Annotated in this window: 13 protein-coding genes; 6 read left to right on the forward strand and 7 right to left on the reverse strand. The window is 67.4% G+C overall.

Going from position 1 to position 13,197, the window contains the following annotated elements; all coding sequences use genetic code 11:
- The first annotated feature begins 183 nt into the window (after positions 1–183).
- The 5 genes from Q0P59_RS04830 to Q0P59_RS04850 all read left to right on the forward strand — a co-directional run bounded on the left by Q0P59_RS04830 (position 184) and on the right by Q0P59_RS04850 (position 5,840).
- Positions 184–1,251: a hypothetical protein gene (locus tag Q0P59_RS04830; RefSeq protein WP_295004134.1), complete on the forward strand. Its 1,068-nt coding sequence runs from the start codon at positions 184–186 to the stop codon at positions 1,249–1,251.
- A gap of 70 nt (positions 1,252–1,321) precedes the next feature.
- Positions 1,322–2,965, forward strand: a complete 1,644-nt coding sequence (locus tag Q0P59_RS04835) for a glycosyltransferase family 39 protein (RefSeq protein ID WP_295004136.1) — start codon at positions 1,322–1,324, stop codon at positions 2,963–2,965.
- On the forward strand, positions 2,962–3,804 hold the full coding sequence (locus Q0P59_RS04840; RefSeq protein ID WP_295004138.1) for a phosphatase PAP2 family protein: 843 nt from the start codon (positions 2,962–2,964) through the stop codon (positions 3,802–3,804). Before Q0P59_RS04835 ends, Q0P59_RS04840 begins: the two co-directional genes overlap by 4 nt.
- 34 nt (positions 3,805–3,838) lie before the next feature.
- On the forward strand, positions 3,839–4,657 hold the full coding sequence (locus Q0P59_RS04845; protein ID WP_295004140.1) for a UDP-2,3-diacylglucosamine diphosphatase: 819 nt from the start codon (positions 3,839–3,841) through the stop codon (positions 4,655–4,657).
- Between the two features lies 1 nt (position 4,658).
- A complete protein-coding gene (locus tag Q0P59_RS04850) occupies positions 4,659–5,840 on the forward strand; it encodes a glycosyltransferase (RefSeq protein ID WP_295004142.1) in 1,182 nt (393 codons plus the stop codon).
- A gap of 49 nt (positions 5,841–5,889) precedes the next feature.
- Here the strand turns inward: Q0P59_RS04850 and Q0P59_RS04855 are convergent, their stop codons facing one another.
- The gene (locus Q0P59_RS04855; protein WP_295004144.1) at positions 5,890–7,206 is read right to left on the reverse strand and encodes a carbohydrate porin; all 1,317 of its coding nucleotides are present in this window, start codon (positions 7,204–7,206) and stop codon (positions 5,890–5,892) included.
- Positions 7,207–7,325: 119 nt separating this feature from the next.
- Between Q0P59_RS04855 and Q0P59_RS04860 the strand changes: the two genes are divergently transcribed.
- On the forward strand, positions 7,326–8,459 hold the full coding sequence (locus tag Q0P59_RS04860) for a glycosyltransferase family 1 protein (RefSeq protein WP_295004146.1): 1,134 nt from the start codon (positions 7,326–7,328) through the stop codon (positions 8,457–8,459).
- 7 nt (positions 8,460–8,466) lie between these two features.
- Here Q0P59_RS04860 and Q0P59_RS04865 read toward each other — a convergent pair whose 3' ends face one another.
- The 6 genes from Q0P59_RS04865 to glyS all read right to left on the reverse strand — a co-directional run.
- Positions 8,467–9,072, reverse strand: coding sequence for a hypothetical protein (locus Q0P59_RS04865; RefSeq protein WP_295004148.1), 606 nt, complete (start codon positions 9,070–9,072; stop codon positions 8,467–8,469).
- A 70-nt stretch (positions 9,073–9,142) separates the two neighbouring features.
- Complete coding sequence (gene gloA / locus Q0P59_RS04870) at positions 9,143–9,526, reverse strand: lactoylglutathione lyase (protein ID WP_295004150.1); 384 nt, start codon at positions 9,524–9,526, stop codon at positions 9,143–9,145.
- Between the two features lie 89 nt (positions 9,527–9,615).
- Positions 9,616–10,332, reverse strand: a complete 717-nt coding sequence (locus tag Q0P59_RS04875; RefSeq protein WP_295004152.1) for a SprT family zinc-dependent metalloprotease — start codon at positions 10,330–10,332, stop codon at positions 9,616–9,618.
- Positions 10,313–11,062 (reverse strand): lysophospholipid acyltransferase family protein, encoded by a 750-nt coding sequence (locus tag Q0P59_RS04880; RefSeq protein ID WP_295004154.1) that lies wholly within the window; start codon positions 11,060–11,062, stop codon positions 10,313–10,315. The genes Q0P59_RS04875 and Q0P59_RS04880 overlap by 20 nt, the downstream gene beginning before the upstream one ends.
- On the reverse strand, positions 11,059–11,610 hold the full coding sequence (gene gmhB / locus Q0P59_RS04885; protein WP_295004156.1) for a D-glycero-beta-D-manno-heptose 1,7-bisphosphate 7-phosphatase: 552 nt from the start codon (positions 11,608–11,610) through the stop codon (positions 11,059–11,061). The genes Q0P59_RS04880 and gmhB overlap by 4 nt, the downstream gene beginning before the upstream one ends.
- Positions 11,611–11,625: 15 nt before the next feature.
- Positions 11,626–13,197 (reverse strand): glycine--tRNA ligase subunit beta (gene glyS / locus Q0P59_RS04890; RefSeq protein WP_295004158.1); only part of this gene is annotated, 1,572 nt, incomplete at its 5' end.

Consider the following 13,197-nt stretch of genomic DNA (forward strand, 5'->3'; position numbering starts at 1 on the left):
GGGGTCCTTGGGGGCGAGGGAAGGAAAGTCGCGAATTTAGGCATCGGGAGCTGCGTCGTCAAGCAAATGGCGGATTGGCCGGCATGCGCGTGCGCGGCCAGTCGTGACCACGGGAAAGCCCCTTGAAGGCTGAATGACAAGCGATTAGATTGGAGCCCTGTTCACGAAATGGCGAGGTGGGGGATGGGGCTGCGTTACCGGGTTTTGCTTTTGTCGGCGATCTGTCTGGGGGCTGTTTTCTCTTCGTGGCTTCACGCCGAAGAGGCCGGGGCGGCGCGAGTGGCAGATTCGTCTTCAGGGGATGGCGATCCGCCTCCCAATGCGTGGTCCCGATGGCTCGGAGTGGCCGGAGGAGGGCGACGGGGCGGGGCGTTCTTTTTTCTCGGGGAGGTCGATGGCGTTGCGACGGAGAAAAACAATCTGGATGCCAGCATGCGTGCCTCCCGGGGACGTGGGGCGCAGATGCGGTTTGTCAAGGTCGAGCGCCCTGTCCAATCGGGAAAGCATCGCCTCCGGTTGATCGGGCAGAACGCCTATGCCGCGCCGATCGAATCCTTGTTTCGCTCTAGCTCGAGTTATCGCGTCGAAGGTGAACTCGAGGTGGATCTGCGCCCGAATGCCCTCTACAGGGTTAACGGCGTGCTGCAGGAGTTTCGTCAGGAGGTTTGGCTGGAGGAGGCCGACAGCGGCGTCAGGGTGGGCGCGCTGATCATGAACGAGGCTGTCGACCAGGCACGGAAGAAGGCCATGGAGGGAGCGGCCTATTCCTGTTGCAATCTCCGTTACGAGGGTGACTGGATCAGCGATACGAACGCAGCGGGTTTGCCCTTCATCCCGGCCGGTACTCCGATTGCGATTCGGGAGTTCGCGCGAAATCGGATTCACGTTCTGGTCGATGGCTACCCGATGACCATCGGACACGACTACGGTCGGAAACAGGAAACGAAAGAGCAATTCATTGCCAAGCTATTGATCAAGGCGGACCCGGGGGAATCCATCAACGCCTTCCCGCCTGCGACACAGAAGGCAATTCGTGCCGGCAAGGTTTTGCGAGGCATGAGCAAGGATCAGGTCATTATTTCCCTCGGCTATCCCCGTACCGACATGACTCCCGTACTCGAAGCGCCGACATGGAAATATTCAACCGCCGATGGTTATGAATACGAAGTGGTTTGGAGCGAGGATGGGCATTTGGCCGATATCCGCTCGGAGGGAGCCGCTGTATTGAGCGTCGTTCTCCAGGGGAATTGATGCGCCGTGGTGTGCGGGCGATCTTTCCCGACTTGGCCGGTGGCCGGATAGCGGAAGCCCCTGCCTTATAATGCCCGCCATGCGAGCCCATGCCCTTCCTTCCGCCATCGAGCGCTTCCTGCTGTCGCCGTTCAGCCTTGTGCTGGCCGTGCTGATCGCCTTCGTGCTGAATGCCTACAGCCTGCCGCTGACCGACGTGGACGAAGGCGCCTTCTCGGAGGCGACGCGCGAGATGATGGCGCGCGGCAACCTGGTGTCGCCGACGCTGAACGATGCGCCGCGCCACGACAAGCCGATCCTGATCTACTGGGCGCAGGCCGCGTCGGTCAGTGTGCTCGGCGTCAGCGAAATCGGCTTCCGCCTGCCGTCGATCGTCTTCGCGGTGCTGTGGATGCTGGCCCTCTACCGCTTCTGCCTGCGTCACGCCGACCGGCGGACGGCACAGGTGGCGGCGCTGGTCATGGCGCTGTCGCTGGCTGTCGGCTTCATCGCCAAGGCGGCGATTTCCGATGCCCTGCTCAACCTGTTCATCGCCTTGTCGATGTTCGGCATCTACGACTATTTCTGCGCTGAACGCGATGGTCGGCCGACCCGCCGCCTGTTGTTCTACACCTACGCCATGCTCGGCCTCGGCTTCCTGACCAAGGGGCCGGTCGCCGTGTTCTTCCCGCTGCTGGTCAGTGGCCTGTTCTTCGTGTCGGCCGGCGCCTGGCGGGCCTGGCTGCGCGCCATCTTCTTCTGGCCGGGCTGGCTGGTCTTCCTGGCCATCGTCGTGCCCTGGCACGTGGCGGTCTATCTCGACCAGGGCGACGCCTTCTTCCGCGGCTTCTATCTCAAGCACAACGTCAATCGCTACTCGAACACTTTCGAAGGCCACGGCGGCAAGTGGTACTACTACCTGGTCGTCCTGCCCTTCGTGCTGATGCCCTTCTTCGGCTGGCTGCTGGCCATCGTCGGCAAGGTCGGCGGCCGGCTGCGGCGGACGCCGCTGGGCGCGATGCAGGGCGACGGGCTGTTCGAACGCTTCCTGCTGCTCTGGTTCGTCGTCGTCTTCGCCTTCTTCTCGTTTTCCGGCACGCAACTGCCGCACTACCTGCTCTACGGCTGCACGCCGGTGTTCATCCTGCTCGCCGCCTATCGGCCGGAGTACGAGCGGCGCTGGCTGGCCTACCTGCCGCTGATCCTCTTCGCGCTGGTGCTGGCGGCCCTGCCGGAAATCCTCGCCCTGGCCGCCGCCAAGGCCGGCAAGCCGTTCGAGAAGACCCTTCTCGACGGCCTGGTGCTCGCCTTCTCCGACGAGGCGCGCTGGCTGCTGCCGCTGCTGGCGGTCGTTTCCATCGGGCTGGCGCTGTGGCGCAGCCTGCCGGTGTGGCAGGGCGTGGTGCTGGCCGGCTTGCTGCAGGCGCTGGTGGTGTCGGCGGTCATCGCGCCGCGCGCCATCGACGTCACGCAGGGGCCGATCCGCGAGGCGGCCCAGGTGGCCAAGGCGGCTGGCGGCAATGTCGTCGCCTGGCGCATCATCATGCCCAGCTTCAGCGTCTATCGGCAGGCGGCGACGCCGACGCGCGTGCCGGTCGAGGGCGAACTGGTCCTCACCCGTACCGACCGGCAGCATGAAGTGCAGGCGCTGCTGGCCCCGGGGCTGCGCATGAACCCCGTCTACCAGAAGCGTTTCGTCACGCTGGCCCGCGTCGAGCGCGAGGGCGCGAAGTGAAGGACGGCGCGCTGCACGCCCGGCACCCGGGCTTCGATGCCGGCGTGCTCGCCTGCTGCCTTTTGCTGGCCATGGCGCTGTTCGGCGTCTGGCACGGTGGCGCCTGGCAGGGCGGCTTCCTGGCCGGGCAAGCCGTCAGCAGCCACCTGCCGCCGGTGCTTTGGGAGTCGCTGACCACGCTCGGCGACGCCCGCGTCCAGCTGGCCCTGATGCTGCCCTTCTGCCTGCGCTATCCGCGCGTGTTCTGGGCGCTGTTCCTCGGCGCCCTGATTGCCGGCGCCATCAGTCGCGGGTTCAAGACGGCCTTTCCCCTGCCGCGCCCGGCAGCCGTGTTCGATGCGGCACAGATCACCGTCATCGGCGCCAAGCTGACGGCGCACAGCTTTCCCTCCGGGCATACGGTGTCGGCCTTCTCCTTCGTCGTCGCCTGGCTCGCGCTGCTCGGCTGGCGCGCCGCGCCGCTGGTGCTGATCGCGCTGCTCGCCGGCTTCTCGCGCGTGGCGGTCGGTGCCCACTGGCCGGTCGATGTGCTGGCCGGCGCCATGGTCGGCCTGCTCGGCGGCTGGCTCGGCCTGCGCCTGAGCCGCCATTTCCGCTGGGGCCTCGGCGTGCGCGCCCACTGGTTCCTGATCGCCCTTTCCGTCATCGCCGTGGCGACCCTGCCTTTCGACGGGCAGGGCTACCCGGATTCGCTGGCCTGGCGCGTGGTCGCCTGCCTGTGGGGGCTGGGCGGGTTTGTCGCGGTTTATCTGGTGCCGCTGCTCCGGCAGGGCTGGGCCGGGGTCAATCGCGATCTGGGCCACCTGGCCGCCCGCAACGAAACCGTAACCCGCCCGTAACCAACGGGTCACGGGCGGCTCGTATCTTGGGGGCATGCCCAAGGTCAGATCCGTCTTTCTTTCCGACATCCACCTCGGCACGCGGGCGTGCCAGGCGGAACGTCTTCTCGAATTCCTCCGCGAGCATCCCGCCGAACAGACTTACCTGATCGGCGACATCATCGATTTCTGGGCGATGAGCCGCAGCATCTGCTGGTCGCAGGCCCAGAACACGGTGGTGCAGAAGCTGCTGCGCCGGGCGCGGCACGGCGAGCGGGTGGTGTTCATTCCCGGCAACCACGACGAGGCGCTGCGCGATTATTGCGGCATCGTCTTCGGCGATGTCGAGGTGGTCGACGAGTTCGTCCATGAGACGGCCGACGGCCGCCGCTTCCTGCTCATCCACGGCGACCAGTTCGACCAGGTGACGCGCCACCATCGCTGGGTGGCTGTCCTCGGCGACAAGGCCTACGACCTGCTGGTGCGCATCAACCACTGGCTGTCGTGGGGACGCCGCAAGCTGGGGATTTCCGGCTACTGGTCGCTGGCTGGCTACGCCAAGCGCAAGGTCAAGACGGCGCTCAATTTCATTTTTGATTTCGAGGAATCGGCCACCCACCATGCTCGCGAACGCGGGCTGGACGGCGTGATCTGCGGCCACATCCACTGGGCGACGATCCGCGACATCGGCGGCCTGACCTACGTCAATTGCGGCGACTGGGTCGATTCCTGCACGGCCATCGTCGAACACTTCGACGGTCGCCTCGAACTGGTGAACTGGGGCGAGCGGGCTTCGCAGCGTCTGCTGGCGGCTCCGCCGGCGCCGATCGAGGTGCCACTGGCGGCCAGGCTAGAAGAAACAATGGAGGCGTGACATGCGTGTGCTGATGGTTTCCGATGTGTATTTCCCGCGCGTCAATGGCGTATCGACCTCGATCGAGACCTTTCGCCGCACGCTGCTGGCGCAGGGTGTCGAGGTCAGGCTGGTCGTGCCGCGCTACGGCGACGAAGCCGACGAGCCGGGCATCGTCCGCGTGGCCGGGCGTCCGCTTCCCGGCGATCCGGAAGACCGCATGGTCGGCTGGCGGGCCATGCATCGCCGCGTGCTGGCCGAGGCGGCGGATTGCGACCTGATCCATGTCCAGACGCCGTTCATCGCGCATTACGCCGGGCTGAAGGCCGGGCGGAAGCTCGGCTTGCCGGTGGTGGCGACCTATCACACGCTGTTCGAGGAATATCTGCAGCACTACGCCCCCTTCCTGCCGGCCGCCTGGCTGCGCGGCCAGGCGCGCCGCTTCTCGCGCCGGCAGTGCAACGCGCTCGACGCGGTGGTGGTACCGTCGACCGCCATGCGCGAACGCCTCGAAGCCTATGGCGTGACTTCGCCGCTGCACGTGCTGCCCACCGGCATCCCGACGGCCCAGTTCGCCGGCGGCAACGGCCTGGGCTTTCGCTTGCGCCACGACATTGCCGAAGACCGGCCGTTGGCCCTGTTCGTCGGCCGGGTGGCGCACGAGAAGAATATCGGCTTCCTGCTCGACGCCATGGTGCATGCCCGGAAGCGGCGCCCCGACCTGCTGCTGATGATTGCCGGCGAGGGGCCGGCGATGGGCGATCTGCAGAAACAGGTGGCGACCCTGGGCCTCGCCGATGCGGTGCGCTTTGTCGGTTATCTCGACCGCCGCCAGGGGCTGCCCGACTGCTATGCGGCCGCCGACGTGTTCGTCTTCGCGTCGCGCACGGAAACCCAGGGCCTGGTCCTGCTCGAGGCCATGGCGGCGGGGTTGCCGGTCATCGCGCTGTCGGAGATGGGGACGACCGATATCCTGGCGCCGGGACGCGGCGCCTTTTCGCCGCCATGCGACAGCAAGGCCTTCGGCGAAACGCTGGGGCATTTCGTCGATCATCCCGCGGCCTGGCGCCACCTCGGCGACGAAGCGCCGATCTACGCCCGGGAGTGGAGCGACGTGGCGATGGCCGGGCGCCTCGCCCAGCTCTATCGCCAGCTGGCCGGCAAGCCGGGGGCGGTGCCGTCGCCGCTGACAGCGGCGGCCTGACGACGCTTCAGGTTGGTACGGCCGCCGGCGGGGCGGCCGGATGCGCCGCTCAGAACTCGGCGTGCACGCGCAGCGAGTAGATGTTGGCCGGGCCGCGGTCGGCGTTGTAGGCCGGGTTCCCGATGTGCTGGTAGTTGGCGGTCAGCCACAGCCCGGACAGGGCTTTCCAGCTGTAGTAGGTCTCGACGATGTGTTCGGGGTCGTAGGCCAGCTTGCCGTCGCCGATGAAGAAGGAGAGGCCGCCCCGGGCGAGGTAGTCGCGGCGCTCGCTGGAAATGGTGTTGCGCATCCAGGCGACGCCGAGGGTGTCGTCGGGCCGGTTCCAGCGCCCGCCCTTGAGCGACAGGCCGGTCGAGAAGGAGCCGTCGGCCTCGGTGAAGGCGTAGGTTTCAGTACGGCCGTCGGCATGCATGGCGCGCAGGAACCAGCCGAGATCGTCGGCGACTTCCTGTTCGAGGTTGATGCCGAAACCGTATTTGATGCGAACCCCGTTGCGCACATGGTTGATGGCCTGCGCGTCGACGCCGGGGTTGGCGGCCAGCCAGTCGCTGGCCTCGGTATAGGCGGCGAGCTTGGCGCGGTTGCGGAAGGCGAGCAGGCGGACCTTGCCGGGGCGCCCGGCGAGCGTGTGCGCATGTTCGATCTCGACCTGGTCGCCGTAGTGACGCAGGATGCGGAAATCGATCTCGGGGCCGTTCGGCAGCTTGGGCCCGGTCATGCGCCCGAAGCGCAGCACCCAGTCGCCCTGGTACCACTCGGCGGCGAAACCCCAGCCGAAGCCGCGGGCGTCGGCGCCATAGTCGTAGGCGGTGTGCGCCATGTTGCTCCAGTTCAGGAACTGGGTGCGCGGGTCCTTGGCGTAGGCGTTGTCGTCGAAGATGTCGAGGGCCGAGAAGTTGCCGGCCGTGAGCACGAAGCGATCCTTGGCGACGCGCCCGGCCATCTGGTTGAACTCGGATTCCTGGTATTCGGTTTCGTCGCCCAGCCCCCAGGTCTGGCGCACGAACAGGCGCTGGCGGTAGGCCTTGATGGAGTTGCCGGAAACACGGGTCGCCTCGCCGTTCGAAAAGCCGCCCAGGCCGGTCAGCGCCGACATCGGGTCGCCCTGGCCGGCCTCGATGTTGAGGTAGGCCTCGCCCCCCTTCCACAGCCGGGCGCCGAGATAGGCGGTGGAGGTGAAGGTGTAGCTGTTTTCGCCGTCGGCGTTCAGGCTGTTCCTGTCGCTGTAGCGCGCGCCGAAATTCTTGGATTTCTGCCCGACATAGGTTGCCTGGCCCTTGAGCTGCCAGTCTTCGTGGACTTCGTCGGCGGCTTGGGCGGTTGTCGCGATGCTCAGGGCGAGCAAAAGGGCGGAGTGGAGGCGCATGGTGAAACGGTCGGTCGCAAACGGCGAATTATAGGGTTTGCAGGTGACAGCCGGGTGACGACTTCTGTCATCGGCATGTAGCGCTGGCTGGCTACTCTCCCGGGCAACCGGGAGCCACCATGCATACCTCGAATCCGCTCGATATCGCCTTTGTCACCGAAACCTTCCCTCCCGAGATCAACGGCGTCGCGATGACGGTCGGCCGCCTGGTCGGCGGCCTGCGCGAGCGCGGGCACCGGGTGCGCGTCATCCGTCCGCGCCAGGGCCGGGTCGATGCCGGTGGCGAACATGAACTGGCCCTGCCCGGCCTGCCGCTCCCCGGCTATGCCGGCCTGCGCTTCGGCTTGCCGGCCGGGGGGCGCCTGCATCGCGAATGGAAGCGGCGCCGGCCGGACCTGGTGCACGTCGTCACCGAAGGGCCGCTCGGCTGGTCGGCCGTCAATGCGGCCCGCCGCCTGGGCATTCCGGTGACCTCCGGCTTTCATACCAATTTCGACCGCTACAGCGTGCATTACGGCCTGGGCTGGATGCGCCCGGCGGTGGCCGCCTACTTGCGCACCCTGCACCGGCGCACGCTGGCGACCATGGTGCCGACCGCGGCGCTGGCCGCCGACCTGGCCGGCGAGGGTTTGAACGGGGTGCGCGTCGTCGGGCGCGGCGTCGATACCCGGCTCTTCGACCCGCAGCGGCGCGACGACGGCTTGCGCGGCAGCTGGGGAGCCGGCGCCGACGTGCCGGTCTGCCTCTACGTCGGCCGGCTGGCGCCGGAAAAGAACCTGAAGCTGGCCGAGCAGTCGTTCGCGGCCATCCGCCGCCAGCTCCCGCAGGCCATGATGGTCTGGGTCGGCGACGGTCCCTCCGCCCGGCAGCTGGCAGTCGACCACCCGGATCATCATTTCGCCGGCATGCGCACCGGCACCGATCTGGCGGCGCATTACGCCAGCGCCGATCTCTTCCTGTTTCCCAGCCTGACCGAAACCTACGGCAACGTGGTGGCCGAGGCGATGGCCAGCGGCTTGCCGGTGCTCGCCTATCGCAGCGCCGCCGCCGCCGAACTGATTGCCGACGGCGACAATGGGCGCCTGGTCTCGCCCGGCGATGCCGAGGCCTACGTCAGGATTGCCGGCGAGATGGCCGCGAGCGCCGGAAAATGGCCGGGCATGGGCGCCGCAGCCCGGGAATCGATGCTGGCGCATCGCTGGTCCGCCGTCGTCGAACGCTTCGAGGCGGTCGTGCGCGAAGCGATGGTCTAGGGCGGGTTCAGCCCACCCGGGTGATGTCGACGATCTCCTTGTTGTCGTCGCTCAGGATGCGCCTGACCCGGTCCTGCCAGAGGGCGCGGAAGAGCTGGCTTTCCGCCGTGCTGGCCGTGCCGAGGATGACCTTAGGCAGCAGTTCGCCCAGGCGCGGGTCGCCGCCGACCTTGTGCAGGCGGACCACGCAATCCACCGCGGCGCCGGTGTCGCGGCGGGTGAGGCGGATGCCGGTCACCCCGCTGACGCCGAAGGAAAGCAGGTTGCGCCGTCCGTACTGGCCGCCGAGCCCCTTGAAGCCGCCGGCAGCGGCCGCCCCGGTGAGCAGCGTCGCAATGCTGGCGATGACCCCGGCGACGCCTTCGTCCACCGTCTCCGGCAAGGCCACGGCGATGTCGCCGCGCACCGGGGTGGCGTGGCCGTACAGGGCCTCCAGCCCGCGCACGGTGGCCAGCCAGGCCCCGGCCACCGTCGGGCAGGCATGGCCGGCCAGTTTGACGGCATCGGCAAAGTGGTAGTCGATCAGGCCGCCTTCGGCGGCCCCGAGCACTTCCGCCAGCGGGTCGTGGAGAGTGATGGCGGGCAGGCTGGCGATGTAGTCGGGCAGTTTCATGGCGGTCTCCTTTGACCGCCATTGTTGGGCACCGGCGAAAGCGCCGCCTTGATGTGGATTGCCCGGAGCGCTACTGGCGCTGGATCAGTTCGATCTTGTAGCCGTCCGGGTCTTCGACGAAGGCGATGACGGTGCTGCCGTGCTTCATCGGCCCCGCCTCGCGCACCACCTTGCCGCCGCGCGCCTTGATCTGGGCGCAGGCGCCGGCGGCGTCGGGCACGGCCAGCGCGATGTGGCCGTAGCCGTTGCCGAGGTCGTAGCGCGGCGTATCCCAGTTGTGGGTCAGTTCGAGCACGGCTTCCTTGTCCTCGCTGCCATAGCCGACGAAAGCCAGCGTGAAGCGGCCTTCGGGGTAATCGGTGCGGCGCAGCAGCTGCATGCCGAGGATGTCGGTATAGAAGGCGATGGACTGGTCGAGATCGCCGACGCGAATCATGGTGTGGAGAATACGCATATTGGTAGTTGCTGGTGGTTAGTAATTAGATGTTAGCGACGTTTGAGGCGTGCCATGGCGCACCCGGGTTTTTGGCTAAAGACCAGTGACTAATAACTAGCGACTAGCCTCCCATGCTGGCGCAATTCCAGGCGCCGGGCGCGCCAGTCCGGGCATAGCTGCTCCACCACAGACCAGAAACGCGGGCTGTGGTTCATTTCCTTGAGGTGGGCCAGCTCGTGGCAGACGACGTAGTCGACCACCGGCAGCGGCATGAAGACCAGACGCCAGTTGAGCGAGATGCCGCCGTGGTGGCTGCAGCTGCCCCAGCGCGTGCGGGCCGAGGACAGGCGCAGGGGCGGCACGGCGACACCGAGGCGCGGGGCGTACAGGGCGAGGCGCTCGGCGAAGACGGTGCGCGCCTTGTCGCGCAGGGCTTTTTCGAGCAATTGCGCGGCGCTGGCCGTGGCGCCCGGGTGGAGGTAGAGCGTCTGCGGGCCGAATTGCCAGCGGGCGCGGCCGAGCGGCGTCAGGGCGATGACGCATTCGCCGCCGAGCAGCGGAATGACCGTGCCGTCGGCGATTTCGAGCTTGGTCGGAGCGGGGCGCTGGCGCCACGCGGCCAGTTTGTCGAGCACCCACTGGCCGTGCTCGCGGATCAGGTTTTCGATATCGCCGAGTCGCGCCCGCGGCGGGGCGCCGACACGCAGGCCGCGATGGTCGATGGACAGGCCGATGGTTCGCCGCGCGCTGCGCCGCAGGAGGTAGGCGACCGTCTGGTCGCCGATGACGATGCGGCGGGCGGCCTCAGGCGCGGCTGGCGGCATCCGGGTAGCGGTGCGGGGAGAGGCGGCGCATTTCGCCCTCGATCCATTCCTCCGCCTTCTTGTTGACCTCGGCTTCGCTCATGCCGGTCGCGTCGAAAGCCGGGCCGATGCTGATGGTGATGGTGCCCGGCTTCTTCAGGAAAGCCTGGCGCGGCCACAGTTCGCCGGCGTCGTGGGCGACCGGGACGACCTTGCAGCCGACGTGGGTCGCCAGGTAGGCGCCGCCCGGCTTGTAGCGCTTGGTCTGCCCCGGCGCGACGCGCGTGCCTTCCGGGAAGAGGATGACGTAGAAGCCCTGCTTCAGGCGTTCGCGGCCCTGGCTGACCACCTGGTCGAGCGCATCCTTGCCGGCGGCGCGGTCGATCGAGATCATCTTCATGGCGGCCAGGCCCCAGCCGACGAACGGCAGCTTGAGCAATTCCTTCTTCAGCACGAAGACGCAGTAGGCGCCGCCGGGAACGCAATCCTGCAGGGTCATCGTCTCCCACGCCGACTGGTGCTTGGAAAGAATGACGCAGGCTTCCTGCGGCATGTTTTCCCGGCCGACGATCTTCGCGCGGATGCCGAGGATGTTCTCGACGCCGAACTGGATGCCGAGGCGCCACAGCTTGCCGAAGCGATAGGCCCAGATGCCGCGCAGCACCGGGCCGGCGATGACGACCAGCGGTGCGGTGAGCACCGACCAGACGATGGCGTAGGCCATGAACAGGGTGGAGCGGATGGCGTTCATTTCTTTGCCTTGCTGATGATGTGATCGACTGCCGCCGCCAGGTCGGCAAAAATCAGCGTGCCCTCGGGAAGGTCGCCTTCGGCCCGGGTCTTCTCGCCCTTGCCGGAAAGCACCAGCATCGGCTGGCAACCCAGGGCCACGCAGGCCTGCAGGTCGCGCAGCGAGTCGCCGATGGCCGGCACGCCGGTCAGGTCGATGTTGAGCGTTTCCGAGATGCGCTTGAACATGCCGGGTTTCGGCTTGCGGCAGTCGCACTTCGAATCCGCCGCGTGCGGGCAGTAGAAGATGGCGTCGATCTGCCCGCCGACGGCAACCACCGACTTGTGCATCTTCTTGTGGATGCTGTTCAGTGTATCCATGTCGAACAGGCCGCGCCCGACGCCGGACTGGTTGGTCGCGACGACGACGCGGTAGCCGTTCTGCTTCAGCTTGGCGATGGCTTCCAGGCTGCCCGGGATGGGCTTCCATTCTTCCGGGCTCTTGATGAACTGGGCGGAATCGAAATTGATCACGCCGTCGCGGTCGAGAATGACGAGCTTGGTGGGCATGGCGGCGTTCCTGGCTTAGGCGGAAAGCTTCGAAAGGTCGGCGACCTGGTTCATCGCCGCGTGCAGCTTGGCGAGCAGGCCAAGGCGGTTGGCGCGCAGGGCCGGCTCGTCGGCATTGACCATCACGCCGTCGAAGAAGGCGTCGACCGGGCTGCGCAGCGCGGCCAGCGCCGTCAGCGACTCGGTGTAGTCGCCGGTGACGAAGGCGGCATCGGCCTGCGGCACGACCTCGACCAGCGCGTCGTGCAGGGCGACTTCGGCGGCTTCCTTGAGCAGGGCGTTGTCGACCACGGCTTCGACCGGGTTCTCGACCTTTTTCAGGATGTTGCCGACCCGTTTGTTGGCGGCGGCCAGCGCGGCGGCCTCGGGCAGGGCCGAGAAGGCGCGCACGGCGGCCAGTCGCTTCGGGATGTCGCCCAGGCGCTGCGGGCGCTGGCTGACCACAGCATCGACTTCCTGCGCGGTATAGCCCTGCTCGCGCAGGTTGCCGGCCAGGCGGTCGTAGATAAAGTCGGAGAGTTGCGGCGTTGCCGGCTTGAAGCCTTCGACCGCCGAGAACTTGTCGCCGACGACGGCCAGCATGGCTTCCAGCGGCAGGTCGAGATCGCCCTCGGCGAGCATGCGGATGACGCCCAGCGCGTGGCGGCGCAGCGCGAACGGGTCACGGTCGCCGGTCGGGATCTGGCCAATGCCGAACATGCCGACCAGGGTTTCCAGCTTGTCGGCCAGCGCGACGACGGTGCCGACGCGGTTGCGCGGCAGGCTGTCGCCGGCGAAGCGCGGCTTGTAATGGTCCTCGATGGCGTCGGCGACGTCGGCGTTCAAGCCGTCGTGCTGGGCGTAGTAGCGGCCCATGATGCCCTGCAGTTCCGGGAATTCGCCGACCATGTCGGTCAGCAGGTCGGCCTTGGCCAGCACCGCGGCCTGCTCGGCGTGCTGCACCAGCTCGCCGCCGCCCAGTTGCTCGGCAATGGCGCGGGCGATGGCGGCGACGCGCTGCACGCGCTCGCCCTGGGTGCCCAGCTTGTTGTGGTAGACCACCTTGGACAGCCCGATGACGCGGCTTTCCAGCGATTTCTTGCGGTCCTGGTCGAAGAAGAACTTGGCATCGGCCAGGCGCGGGCGCACCACGCGCTCGTTGCCGCCGATCACGGCGCTGGCGTCGTCCGGGCTGATGTTGCTGACGACTAGGAACTGGTTGGTCAGCTTGCCGGCGGCGTCGAGCAGCGGGAAATACTTCTGGTTGGCCTTCATGGTCAGGATCAGGCATTCCTGCGGCACGGCCAGGAATTCTTCCTCGAACTGGCCGGTCAGCACGTTCGGGCGCTCGACCAGGGCGGTCACTTCGTCGAGCAGCGCGTCGTCGTCGATCGGCTTGCCACCGGCCTTGGCCGCTGCGGCGTCGAGCTGGCGGACGATTTCGGCGCGGCGCTCGGCGAAGGAGGCGATGACCGAGCCATCCTTGAGCAGTGTCGCGGCGTAGCTGTCGGCGTCGGCGATGAGCACCGGATCGACGGCGGCCTCGAAGCGGTGGCCCTTGGTGGCGCGGCCGGAATCCAGGCCGAGCACCGAGACCGGCACCACGTC

Source organism: uncultured Dechloromonas sp. (genome assembly GCF_945957265.1).
Lineage (GTDB): Bacteria > Pseudomonadota > Gammaproteobacteria > Burkholderiales > Rhodocyclaceae > Azonexus.